This window comes from Sorangium sp. So ce381 (assembly GCF_051473845.1).
GTDB classification, from domain to species: Bacteria; Myxococcota_A; Polyangia; order Polyangiales; family Polyangiaceae; genus Sorangium; species Sorangium atrum.
This window is the reverse complement of sequence record NZ_CP150336.1, coordinates 10,627,367-10,640,799: the sequence shown is the minus strand read 5'-3', so window position 1 is coordinate 10,640,799 and position 13,433 is coordinate 10,627,367. Positions and strand designations below refer to the sequence as shown.

The following is a 13,433-nucleotide window of genomic DNA, read 5'->3' as shown; positions in this document are numbered from 1 at the left end:
CCAGATGCGGAGGGATCCAATGTCAGACTCGAACGGGCTGATCGTGAAGGGGTTGACGAAGACGTACGCCAACGGCGTTCGAGCGCTGAACGGCGTCCACTTGAACGTCGGACCGGGGCTCTACGGGCTCCTGGGTCCAAACGGCGCGGGCAAGAGCACGCTGATGCGCACCCTCGCCACGCTCCAGACGCCGGACGCGGGGACGATCACGTTCAACGGGATCGACGTCATTGCGTCTCCTGACCGCCTCCGTCGCCGCCTCGGGTACCTTCCGCAGCAGATCGGCGCGTACCCGGGGGTGACGGGGCGGTCTCTGCTCGAGCGGTTCGCCTGGCTGAAGGGGCGCACGGACCGGCGCGAGCGCGACGCGGAGATCTCGACGCTGCTCGCGCGCGTCAACCTGAGCGACGTCGGCCACCGCGAGGTCGCGACCTACTCCGGGGGGATGCTGCGGCGGTTCGGCATCGCGCTCGCGCTCGTGGGATCTCCGCAGCTCCTCATCGTGGACGAGCCGACCGCCGGCCTCGACCCGGCCGAGCGCAACCACTTTCATCGCGTGCTCGCGGAGGTCGCCGCGGAGGCCGTGGTGTTGCTCTCGACGCACATCGTGGATGACGTGGAGAACCTCTGCGGGCGGCTGTCGATCGTCAACCGGGGGCGCGTGGTCGCCGAAGGAGCGCCGGCCGAGCTGACCGCGCCGCTCGCGGGCCGCCTGTGGACCCGGACGTACGCGCGGGGCGAGCCGATCCCCGACGACGCGCTGAACGTCTCGCCCACGCCGAGCGGCACTCGCGCCGTCGTGGTGCGCGACGTGTCGCCCGGCGACGGCTTCGTCGCTCACGCGCCCAAGCTCGACGACGCCTATCATTACCTGCTGGCCGGATCGCGACAGGCGGAGGCCGCATGAGCTCGACGCGCATCTACGCCGTCGAGGCGTGGCACGAGCTGCGGGCGGGGCTGCGTACCTCGCTCGTCCCGCTCATGTTTGTCGGCCTCGTCGGCTATCTGTTCATCATGCTCTCGAGCGCGGAGTACCTGCGCGACATGGGCGGGGCGGACGTCGCGCGCAACAGCCCGCATGTGGTCTTCCTGATGACCTCTGGGCAATCGTTCTGGCTCATCTTCGCGTGGGCGTGGATCTTCGCGCAGGTCGTCACGCGGGATCGCGCGGCGGGGCTCCACGAGCTGGTCCTCTCCGCGCCCGTGTCGCTTCGCGGGCTGCTGATCTCGCGCTACGTCGGCGCGGTCGGGCTCGCTTGCATCCTGGGCTCGGCGAGCTCGCTCGGGTTTCTGCTCGTCCCCGCGCTCGCCGCGCTCGGGGTGTTCCCCAAAGAGGCAGTGGGGTCGACGCCGATCCTGGCGATCGCGTCGTCATGGGCGCTCTTCGTGGTGCCGTCGGCCATCGGCCTCGGGGCGCTCTACCTGACCGCGGCGCTCCGGACCCGGAGCACGGCCGGGCCGTTCGCCGTGGCGGCGGTGGTCATCTTGATCTGGATGGTGGCCATGATCGTCCTGCGGGGCGGTGACCTGCACACGGACATCGCGACCGTGGTCGATGTGAGCGGCTTCGGGGAGGCGGAGGCGCAGACGAAGCGCTGGACGCCGCACGAAAAGGCGACGGCGCAGCTGGCCATGACCGCGCCGCTCCTCATCAATCGGCTCTTCTGGGGTCTGGTCCCCCTCGCGATCCTGGCGTTCGCGCTCGTGCGGCAAGGGCGCGAGGCGCTCGTGAACGGGCGCGCCGGCAAGCCGTCGCCGAACGGCGAGGCGACCTATCGTGCCGCCGCGCCCGCCGCCGCGGCGCTGCCGCCGGTCACGGCGCCATCGTGGCTCCGCGCGACGCTGTCCGAGGCTCGGTGGCACCTCTCGCTGACGACCCGAGGGTGGGCGTTCCGCACCGCGATCGCGCTCTGGACCCTCATGAACGTGGCAGGGGCCTTCTACCATGTGATCGGGCACGCCGAGGGGCCGCTCGTCCCACGGCCTGCGCTGCTCGCGCCGTTCCTCATCCGCCTTTGCTACGTGTTCTCCGTGTTCGCCGTGGCGGGGTTCGTGGGGGCGCTCGCTCGTCGAGATCAGCAATCCGGGTTCGACGAGGTGATCGACGCGACGCTGGCGCCGCTCGGCACACGCGTGGTTGGCCGGGCCCTCGCCGCCCTCCTGTTGACGACGGTCATGGCCCTGGCGCCGACGCTGTCGGCGTGGATCGTGACAGGTGTCACCGTACCTGGCAGCTTCGAGCCGTGGAATGCGCTGCTCGTGAACGCGCTGATCGCCGCGCCCGCTCTGCTGGAGCTCGGCGCGATCACGTTCCTCGTCCACGCGCTCGTGCGTTCGCCCGGTACGGGTTACGCCGCATCGATGCTGGCTGCGTTCATCGCGCTCGTGAATCACGAGATCGACATCGTCTCGTATCCGCCAGCGCAGGTAGGGATCCCGGTGCATGTTGCCCTCTCCGAGCTTTCGGGGTGGTCGCCGTGGATCGTGCCCGTGCTCGAGATGGGCGTGCTCAAGCTCGGCTGCGTCGGCCTCGCCGTCGCCCTGGCGTGGCTCGCCTACCCGCGCGGCACGGCCCTGAGGAGGATCGAACGATGGCGCGGGGCAGCGCGGCAGCTCACCCAGGGCGCGGGAGCCCTGGCGGCTCTCAGCCTCTTTGTGATCGCTTGCTCAGCGACGATCTTGCGCGAGCAGATCGTGGTGCAGAGCGGCTTCGCATCGAAGAGCGAGGAGAACGCCGCCGACGCGGCCTGGGAAGCCCGTTTCTGGCCGGAAGCGTCGGCGTTCTCCGTGGAGGGCGGCGAGGTCGAGGCGAAGATCGCGCCGTCCGCGCGCTCCGCCCTCGTCCGCTGGAAGCTGCGGGGAGTACGGGCCAGCGCGGCGAAGCTGCACGGGAGCCTGCGCACCGGGATGGACGTCGACAGCGTACGGGTCGACGGCGCCCCTCGTGAGGTCGTCACGGCGAACGAGCACTTCATGGTCGACCTGGGCAGCTGCGCGCAAAGCGGGTGCGACGTCGAGCTCGAGATCTCGATCGCCTCGCCTCGCTGGTTTGCCGAGGGGGAGGCGCCGTGGCTGGACGGCTCTGGCGTGTGGGCGCGCGCAGCCGATCTCGTCCCGCGGCTCGGACACGACGGAGAGCGAGCGCTGCGATCTCCGTCCACACGCCGCGAGCTGGGGCTCGCGGAGCGCCCCGGCGCGCTCGACAGGAACGCATTGGTACCCGCCCTCGCGGTGGCGCCGGCGGGCCTTTGGCGCTGGTCGGTGTCGTTCTCCGAGCAAGGCGTGAGCACGCCTGTGGAGGGGAGCACGACACAAGGCCTCGACTTCGCGGTGGCGTGGCTTCCCAGGGGAGCGGAGCTGAGGCAGCTGCGGTGGGAGGGCATCACGGCGTGGCATGGCCCGTCTCACGCCGATACGGCGCGTGAGGTCCTGGAGGACGTCCAGGCGATGGGCGAGTGTGTTCACGCGCGGCTCGGGTCCATCCCGGAGGTGACGACGGTCGTGCAGGCGCCTCGCGACCTCGGCGAGATCGGGGCGCATGGCGCGGTCCTGTGGCTGCCGGAAGGCGACGGCTGGGACGTGGCCGCGTCCGGCGTCGGCCGCCTGACGCGACGGGCCGCGGTGGCCGAGGCGCTCGCCGCGCGCTCGCTCGCGGACCGCGCCGATCTGCGCGCGGAGCCCGGGGCGCGGTGGCTCATCAACGGCGTTGCAGGGTGGATCGGGCTCGAATGCGTGCGGCGGTCCGATGGCGGTGACGCGTGGCTCGCGCTCCTGGATCGCCGCAGCGATGATGTCGCGGATGCGCTCGGCGCCCTCGACGCGCCCGTGTCGGGTCTGGCCGATGACGGCGCGGCCCCATGGGTCATGGCATACGCCCCGTTGGAGACCCTCGCATGGGCGCAGGCCGCCGGAGACGCCGAGGCGTTGCACGCAGCGACGCGGGTCGCCGACATGGTGCGCTCCGGAGAACCGGTCCGAGGCGCGCTCGCGCGAGCAGCAGGCCAGAGCATGGCCGACCGCCTCCTGGGCCCTCCTTCCGCCTCGGACGTGACCGTCGCGATGGCCGACGGCGGCGGGCTGGAGGTTCGCGGCGAGCGCTCGCAGTGGGAGAGGGGCGGCTGGCAGCCCGTCTCCAGCACGTTCGAGATCGTTCAACGCTTCTACGATGAGGAGACGCCGGCGCGGATGACCCGCGTGCCGGCAAGATTGGAGAGCGATGCCCGGTTCGTCGTCTTCGACGCGTGGCCCTCATTCGAACGCTCGCCGCGGGACAACGCGTGGAAGGCAGGCCCGCATTGATGGCGCGAGCCCGCGCCGCGCCTGCGCATCTCTGCGCGTCACGAGAATGAGGGCTGTGTAACGAACATGTTTCGCTGCGCATGGAGGACTCGTTGGCCGCGCTGGCGAGCGCTGCGTAGGGAGGCGCCTGACGAGCGCATCATCGACTCATTTCGTTAGACTTTCGATTCTGATCTGAGCGGTCGAATTCCTTCAGATCCGCTCAAATTCAGCGCGGAAGCGCCTCCGGAGCGCGATCGTGTCCGTCGCACGAATTCGCCGTCCGCTCGGCTTGACGCTAATGCAATTCATATGTATATGAAAGATGTACGCAGATTCAACATGTAGGCGACTCATCGTCGTGCCTATCGGCGCTCGCGAGGCCACGCTCCACGGGCATGGTGTCGCGAGGCGGGAGGGGTACATTTGCGATAGCTGTCAATGACAGGTCGGCGTGAGCTCCGACCCGCAGATCGCGGGGGCGGGCGCTGCCGTATTGTCATGTTGTGACGAGAAGCTCGTCTGGATGGGGTGCGACCGCACGGGCCTGCGAACCCTCGCAGGGCCTGCGGGTCGATGCTGGAAGGCGCGCGAAGAGGAACGCTTCGACCATCTGCCGCTCGGTCGACGTGTTTACCGTGACGCCTGTTCCCGATTCGAAGGCTCGCCACCCGAGCGCGAATCGGGGGCGCGAACACTGCCGTGGCTCGCGCCTTGAGTGCTGTGTGTAGCGAGTGGGACGTGGGCTGAAGAGCTCACGTGCTCCTCCTGCGACTGACGTCTCTTGTGCGGCCTCTCGTACCAGGGGTTAACTATGTTGCAAAAGCAACGGTTGTGTAAAAACAACAGGGGCGATGCGGGGCGACAGGGCGGATGTGCCATCTTCGGCTCTCCTCGAAGAAATCGAGGCGCAGGGAGCCCGGGATCGCATCACTCACGTGCGGAGCGAGCATGAACACGTCTCATCAACGGCACTACCTCGAGCGCCGCGTCTCGATCAGCGCAGACCCCATCGATCTCGCGGCGGCGCTCGCCAGGTCGGGCTCGCACACGACGTACTTCGTGTACGAGCGCGACGGCGAATGGAGCGTCGCCCTCGGCGCGGCCTTCGAGCTCGCTGCAGACGTACACGGCGTGCACCGCCTCGATGCGACAGGAAAGCAGAGCTGTCCCGGCGGGGACTGCCTCGCCGCGGTCGAGGCGGCGCTCGCGTCGATCCCGGTCCGTGGCTGGCGCGCGTACGGCACGGCTTCGTTCGAGTTCGCGTACCTGCTGCACGGCATCGAGGCGAACCTCGGCACAGAGCCCCTGCTACACCTGACCATTCCAGAGGTCGAGATCCGCCTCCAGCGCGGCACGGCGCTGGTTCGAGCGCTGACCTCGGGCGAGCTCGAGCGGATGGTGGACGTCCTCGCCTCCTCGAACCGCCGCCATGCGCGCGGGATGACCGACGTCGCCGCTCTCCCCCCCGTCCCGTCGCCGGAGGTGCTCCCCGCGAGGCTGCTCGAGACGACCGGCGCAGCGAAGTACAAGGAGCTGGTGGCCGCGGCGACGAACGAGATCGCGGCGCGCAAGCTCCACAAGGTCATCGCGTCGCGCGTCGTCCCGGTCGCCACGCCCGTCGACTTGATCGCGACGTACGTCGCCGGGCGGCGGCAGAACACCCCGGCCCGATCGTTCGTGGTCAACTGCCGCGACCTGAAGTTCGCCGGATTCAGCCCGGAGACCGTGCTCGAGGTGACCGCCGAAGGGCAGGTGATGACGCAGCCGCTCGCCGGGACCCGGGCGCTCGTCTCGGACGACGAGGAGAACGCGCGCCTGCGGGCCGAGCTGCTCAGCAATTCGAAGGAGCTCGCCGAGCACGCGATGTCGGTGAAGCTGGCGTTCGAGGAGCTCAGCCGCGTCTGCAAGCAGGGGAGCGTGACCGTGAACGAGTTCATGGCGATATCCCGCCGCGGGACCGTTCAGCACCTCGCCTCACGGCTCTCGGGCATGCTCGAGGCGGGCAACACGGCCTGGACGGCGTTCCAGGTGCTCTTCCCCGCCATCACCGCGTCGGGGATCCCCAAGAGGGAGGCGGTCGACTGGATCCGGAGGCACGAGGCGGAGAGCCGGGGCCTCTACTCCGGCGCGGTCCTGACGCTGGATCACGACGGAGCGATGGATGCGGCGCTGGTGCTGCGGACGATCTTCCAGAGGGGGAGCAGCGTCTGGCTGCGCGCGGGCGCCGGGATCGTCGCGGAGTCGACGCCCGAGCGAGAGCTGGAGGAGACCTGCGAGAAGCTCCAGAGCGTGGCGCGCCACCTGGTGCCTCCGGAGTTCGCCAGCGAGCCGGTGTGACGCAGGGGACATGGTGTTCCGGACTTGAGCTTTCCTTCTCACGAGTCAGCCAATGCACGAACAGACACAGCGAATGCACGACGAAGTCGCCTCTTCGGATCTGAGGGATACGGTCGCGAGCGTGCTCGGCGTGGTGGCCGAGACGGTCCGTGAAGACAGCAACCTGATCGAGCTCGGGATGGACTCGATCACGATGATGCGCCTCGCCGGCAGGTGGCGGCGGCAAGGCATCGAGGTCGACTTCGCCGAGCTCGCGGCGAACCCGCGGGTGTCCGCCTGGAAGGCGCTGATAGGAGAGCGAAGCTGTACCAAGGGCGAACGCGACGAGCGTTCGCCCGCCGCGACCACCATCGACGAGGCGGCGCCCTTCGAGCTCGCGCTGATGCAGCACGCGTACTGGGTCGGACGCGAGCAAGGCCAGCAGCTGGGCGGCGTCGCCGCGCATTTCTACAACGAGTTCGACAGCGAGGGGGTCGACCCCGCGCGGCTGGAGTCCGCCGTACGAGCGCTGCTCGGGCGGCATGGCATGTTGCGCGTGCAGATCCTGAGCGATGGCCGGCAGCAGATCCTGCCCGACAGCCGCGGGCGTGGGCTGAAGGTCCACGATCTGCGCGCCCTGTCGGCCGAGGCGGCGCAAGAGGCGCTCGCCGAGCTGCGCCGGACGCTGTCGCATCGGACGCTGGACCTGGCTGCCGGCGAGGTGTTCGAACTCCAGATCTCGCTCCTGCCGGACGCGATCCGCGCGGGCGGGACGCGCCTGCATGTGAACCTGGACATGGTGGCCGCCGACGCGCTCAGCCTGCGGGTGCTGCTGGCCGACCTGGCGCACCTCTACGCCGGATCGCAGCCGCTGCCTCCGATCAACACCAGCTATCCGCGCTATTTGGCGGAGCGCGAGGCCAGCCGCGCGAGCGTCAAGGGCCAGCGGTCGCGGAACGCCGACCGAGCGTACTGGCAAGCTCGCCTGAGCGACCTACCCGCTGCGCCGGAGCTGCCCGCCGCGCCCTACCACGTGAACGTGGGCGCCACGACGGTGGTGCGGCGTCATCGCTGGCTCGCTCCGGAGCAGGTGCGCGCCTTCACGTCGCTGGCGGCGCGCCACGGCCTCACGCCGGCCATGGCGATGGCGGCGGTGTTCGCGGAGACGCTGACCGCCTGGAGCGCGGAGCCGCGGTTCTTGATGAACCTGCCGATGTTCGACCGCGAGCCCTTGCACCCCGACGTGGGGATGCTGGTGGGCGACTTCACCTCCTCGGTGCTCCTGGCCTGGGACGGCGCGGCGCCCGGCACCTTCGCTGAACGCGCGCAGCGCCTGCAGGCCCAGTTCCATGCAGACGCCGAGCACGTGGGGTATTCGGGGGTCGAGGTGCTGCGCGACCTCTCTCGGCTGCGAGGCGAGCAGGTGCTGGCGCCTGTCGTGTACACGAGCGCGCTCGGCCTGGGCGAGCTGTTTCCGGAGGTGGTGAAGCAGCTCTTCGGGAGGGCGTCCTGGATCATCTCCCAGGGGCCGCAGGTGTGGCTGGACGCGCAGGTCACGGAGCTCGACGGCGGCTTGCTGGTCAACCTGGATGCGCGTGAAGATGCCTTTGCGCCAGGCGTGCTGGACGCGATGTTCGACGCGCACGGCCGCCTGCTGGAGCGCCTGCTGTCGTATGAGGAAGCCTGGCGGCAGCCCGTGCCTGCGCTGCTCCCGGCAGAGCAGCTGAAGGTGCGCGTCGCCGCGAACGCCACAAGGACGGCCGTCTCGGGCAAGCGCCTTCACGACGGCTTCTTCGAGCTCGCGAAGCGACAGCCAGAGGCGCCTGCTCTCCTCTGGGGAGAAGGCGGCAGGATCTCGTACGGGGAGCTCCGGCAGCGCGCGCTGCGCGTGGCGGGCTACCTGCGCGAGCGCGGCGTGAGCGCAGGCGACGTGGTGGCGATCCAGCTGCCCAAGGGGCCGAGCCAGATCGTCGCCGTGCTGGGCGTGCTGGCCGCCGGCGCAACGTACCTGCCGATCAGCGTGGATCAACCCGCGCTGCGCCGTCAGCGCATCCTCGACGCCGCTGGCGCCGCCCTCGTGCTCGATAGCGTCCCGGAGGGGCAGGCGTCGCTGGCGGAGCCGCTGGCCGGCGAGGACTCGGATCTCGCGTACATCCTGTTCACATCGGGTTCGACGGGCGAGCCGAAAGGCGTGGAGATCACCCACGCCGCAGCGATGAACACCATCGATGATCTGAACCAGCGCCTCTCGCTGGGCGTGGCCGACCGGACGCTCGCGCTGTCCGCGCTCGAGTTCGATCTGTCGGTGTACGATATCTTCGCGCCGCTGTCGGTCGGCGGCGCCGTGGTCTGCGTCGAGGAGTGGGCGCGTCGCGACGCAGCGGTCTGGGTCGAATTGCTGCGCAGCCATCGCGTGACCGTCCTCAACTGCGTGCCGGCCCTGCTCGATGTGACGCTCGCGGCCGCCGGCGACGGTCCCGGTCCGCTGGCGCTCCGTGCGGTGCTCCTGGGCGGCGACTGGGTGACCCTCGATCTGCCGGGGCGCCTTGCGCAGCGCGCTCCGCGCTGCCGCTTCATCGCGCTGGGCGGCACCACCGAGACCGCGATCCACTCCACGATCTGCGAGGTCACCGAGGTGCCTTCGCACTGGAAGTCGGTGCCGTATGGAAAGCCCCTTGGCAACGTGCAGCTGCGCGTCGTCGATCCTCTGGGGCGCGACTGTCCCGACTTCGTCCCGGGCGAGCTGTGGATCGGCGGCGCCGGCGTGGCCCGCGGCTATCGTGGCGACCGCGAGAAAACGGCGAACAAGTTTCTCCTGGTGGACGGGACGCGCTGGTACCGCACCGGCGACCGCGCGCGTTACTGGGCCGACGGCAGCGTGGAGTTCCTCGGGCGCGCCGACTTCCAGGTGAAGCTGCGCGGGCACCGCATCGAGCTCGGCGAGATCGAGGCCGCGGTCGGAGGTTATCCCGGCGTCAGCCAGGCCGTCGCGGTGCTGGGTGAACGTGGGCTCTATGTGGCCATCACCTCGGACGATCCGAGGATCGATGTGCCCGAGGCAGGCGAGATCATCGATCTGCGGCAGCCGCCGCCGGAGCTCGCAGATCTGCGTGAGTTCCTTGTGAGCCGCCTGCCCGCCGTGATGGTGCCGGATCACCTGTGGCGCTGCAGGAGCTTGCCGCTCACGCCCAACGGCAAGATCGATCGCAAAGCCTTGCAGCGAACGGTGAACACCATGGCCCTTCAGGCCAAGGCGACCGTGACCGCGCCGGTGGGCGAGGTGGAACGCCGGGTCGCCGAGGTCTGGGCCGAGCTGCTCAAGGTGCCGGAGGTGGGCCGCGAGGACAACTTCTTCGCCGCGGGCGGCGATTCCCTCCTGGCGACACGCCTGGTGCGCCGGCTGCGCGACGTCGGCCTCGACGGCGTCAAGCTGGCCGATCTGTTCGCCCATCCGACGCTGGCCGAGTTCGCTGCCACGTTGTCGCTCGGCGCGGGCGCTCCGGCGCCGCCTACGCTGGTCGCCGATCCGGAGAACCGTCACCTGCCCTTCCCGCCGACCGAGGTGCAGCGGGCCTACTGGCTGGGTCGTGACGAGAGCTTCACGCTCGGGGGCGTCGCCTGCCAGTTCTATCGCGAGTACGACGTCGTCGACCTCGACGTGCCGCGGCTGGAGGCGGCCGTCAACGTCCTGGTGCGGCGGCACGAGATGTTGCGCGCGGTCTTCGATGAGCAGGGCCAGCAACGCATCCTCGCGGACGTGCCGCGGTTCACGATAGAGGTCGTCGACGGCGGCGAAGACCCGGCTCAGGCGTACGAGGAGCTGCGGCGCGACTGCTCGCACCGGGTCTTCGACCCGACGCGATGGCCGCTGTTCGGCATGCGGGCGGTGCGGTCGGGCGACCGGACGCGCCTCGGCATCAGCCTGGACAACCTCATCCTCGACGCGCTCAGTATCCTCACCTTCTACTCGGAGCTCACCGCGCTTTACGAGGCGCCGGACGCTGCTTTGCCGCCGATCGGGCTGTCCTTCCGCGACTATGTGCTGACGTGCACGCCGGGATCGGAGGCGCTCGCCGCCGCGCGGGCGTACTGGGCGAAGAAGCTGCCAGAGCTGCCGCCGGCGCCGCAGCTGCCGCTCGTCAGAGACCCGGCCGAGGTAGGGCGCCCGCGCTTCACGCGCCACGAGGGCAGCGTCGACGCGAGCCGATGGCGCCGCATCGTCGAGCGCGCAGGCGAGCACGGCGTCACGCCGTCCACGGTCCTGCTCACGGCGTTCGCCGAGGTGCTCAGCCGCTGGTGCAGCCGGCCCGACCTCACGCTCAACCTGACGCTGTTCGATCGCCGCGAGGTACACCCCGACATCCACACGGTCATGGGCGATTTCACGTCGCTCACGTTGATCGGATACCGGCCCGCCGCCGGCGAGAGCTGGGTGACGCGAGCCCGGCGTGTCCAGAAGGAGCTCGGCGACGCGCTGGACCATCGCGACGTCTCGAGCATCTCGCTCGTTCGCGAGCTGGGCAGGTTGAGCGGCGCGCCGAGCCTGACCATGCCGGTGGTGTTCACGAGCGCCCTCGGCGTCCCCGGGGGCACCGCTGCGCCGGCCAGCGGCCCCTTCAGGAAGCAGGTGTGGGGCCTGACGCAGACCCCGCAGGTGTGGCTCGACCATCAGGTGATAGAGGCCGAGGGCGGCATCGCCCTGAACTGGGATGTGGTCGAGGACCTGTTCCCGGCGGGCCTGATCGCCACGATGTTCGACGCGTACCTGCGCGAGCTGAGCTGGCTGAGCAGCTCCGAATGGCACCTGCCTGTGCCCGATCTCATGCCCGAGCCGCAGCGGCTCGTGCGCGCGCTCGTCAACGCGACCTCGGGAGAGAGCCCACGGCGGAGCCTGCACCGCGCGTTCTTCGACCTGGCGCGCGAGCAGCCGCAACGGATCGCATTGCGCTGGGGCGAGGCCGACGCGATGAGCTACGGCGAGCTCGCGTCGCGCGCGCTGCGCCTCTCGGCCGCGCTGGCACAGCGCGGCGTGGCGACAGGCGATGTCGTCGCCGTGAACCTGCCCAAGGGGCCCGATCAGATCGCCGCGGTGCTGGGGGTGCTGGCGGCCGGAGCCGCCTACCTGCCTGTCGGGGTGGATCAACCCGATGCGCGCCGCGATCGGATGCTGGGTCAGGCAGGGGTCCGCGTCGTCGTCACCGGCTCGGAGCCGAGGTGCTGGCCGGAGGGCGTTCGTCCGTGCGTGTTTGGACAGGCGATGGCGTCCGCGCCCGCGCCGAGCCCGGCAGCGACCGACGCAGAGCAGCTCGCTTACATCATCTTCACCTCCGGATCGACCGGCGAGCCGAAGGGCGTTGAAATCACCCATCGCGCCGCGCTGAACACGGTGCTGGACATCAATCAACGCTTCGGCGTCGGCGCGGAAGACCGCGTCCTGGCCGTGTCCGCGCTCGATTTCGATCTGTCCGTCTACGATATCTTCGGTCTGCTGTCCGCCGGCGGCTCGCTGGTCTTGATCGAGGAGGAATCGCGGCGCGACGCGAGGCGCTGGCATGAGCTGGTGTGTCGACACGAGGTGACGATCTGGAACAGCGTTCCGACCTTGCTCGACATGCTGCTCATCGTCGGCAGCGCCGCGGAGCCGCCGGGCGCCATCCGCCTGGCGCTCGTCTCGGGCGACTGGATCAAGACGGATTTGCCTGGGCGGCTCGCCGCGCAGCGGCCCGGGTGTCGGTTCATCGCGCTCGGCGGCGCCACCGAGGCCTCCATCTGGTCCAACTTCTTCGAGGTGGACGTGGTCCAGCCGTCGTGGCGCTCGATCCCCTACGGCTATCCCTTGCGCAACCAGCTCTTCCGCGTGGTGGACGCGCATGGCCGCGACTGCCCGGACTGGGTGCCAGGCGAGCTGTGGATCGGCGGTCTCGGGGTGGCGCGCGGCTACTGCGCCGCACCGGACCTGACGGCTCGCAAGTTCGTCGGAGAGGGCGCGCGGTGGTATCGCACCGGCGACGTCGGGCGTTACTGGCCCGACGGAGCGCTGGAGTTCCTCGGTCGCACCGACACTCAGGTCAAGATCCGCGGGCATCGCATCGAGCTCGGCGAGGTGGAAGCCGCTCTGCGATCGCACCCCGGCGTGCGGGACGCGGTGGCCGTGGCGGCCTCCGGACGCCTCGCCGCCGCGGTGGTCCCTGCTGCCGTGGAGGAAGCGCGAGGCGCGATGATCGATGGCCTGAATGGCCGCCGCCCGGACGCCGCGGCGGAGCTCAGCGCGGAGCAGCTGCGCGACCATGTCACCATGACCCTCCCGCTCCACATGGTGCCAGAGAGGATCCTGGTGCTGGCCGAGCTGCCGCTCAGCGCGAACGGCAAGGTCAACCATGCCGAGATCATCAGGAGGATCTCGGCGGAAGCCGAACCCGACGTCCGGGAGGTCGAGCCCCCGCAGGGTGAATGGGAGCATGCCGTCGCGGCGCTCTGGAGCGAGCTCCTGGCCGTCGGCAACGTCGGCCGCCATCAGAGCTTCTTCCAGCTGGGCGGCGACAGCCTGCTCGCGACGCGCTTCATCGAAGCGGTGAATCAGCGCCACGCCATCATGTTGCCTCTGAGGCGCCTGTTCAACGGACCGACGCTGCGCGAGGTCGCAGCGGCGCTCGCCGCCGAGCAGGAGGCCCGCCAGGAGATCGAGGAGGGCGTGCTCTAGCGGCGTCCGCGGCGGCGGCGCCCCGCCCGCGAGATCGGGCGACGGCGCGCCGCCGGAGCGGACGCCGGAGCCGCGCGCGGGAGAGCGCCTCGCCGGTGAGTTCATCGTCTGATGTGACGCTTGTCGTCAACAAGCT

At 70.0% G+C, this 13,433-nt stretch carries 4 protein-coding genes; all 4 read left to right on the top strand.

Annotated features, from left to right (window positions below; genetic code table 11):
- The first annotated feature begins 19 nt into the window (after positions 1 to 19).
- The 4 genes from WMF29_RS39870 to WMF29_RS39855 all read left to right on the top strand — a co-directional run bounded on the left by WMF29_RS39870 (position 20) and on the right by WMF29_RS39855 (position 13,297).
- On the top strand, positions 20 to 907 hold the full coding sequence (locus tag WMF29_RS39870) for an ABC transporter ATP-binding protein (protein WP_437325312.1): 888 nt from the start codon (positions 20 to 22) through the stop codon (positions 905 to 907).
- Positions 904 to 4,299, top strand: a complete 3,396-nt coding sequence (locus WMF29_RS39865) for an ABC transporter permease (protein WP_437325311.1) — start codon at positions 904 to 906, stop codon at positions 4,297 to 4,299. Before WMF29_RS39870 ends, WMF29_RS39865 begins: the two co-directional genes overlap by 4 nt.
- Positions 4,300 to 5,229: 930 nt before the next feature.
- Positions 5,230 to 6,618, top strand: coding sequence for a salicylate synthase (locus WMF29_RS39860; RefSeq protein ID WP_437325310.1), 1,389 nt, complete (start codon positions 5,230 to 5,232; stop codon positions 6,616 to 6,618).
- A gap of 73 nt (positions 6,619 to 6,691) precedes the next feature.
- Positions 6,692 to 13,297 (top strand): amino acid adenylation domain-containing protein, encoded by a 6,606-nt coding sequence (locus WMF29_RS39855; RefSeq protein WP_437325309.1) that lies wholly within the window; start codon positions 6,692 to 6,694, stop codon positions 13,295 to 13,297.
- Positions 13,298 to 13,433 lie beyond the last annotated feature (136 nt).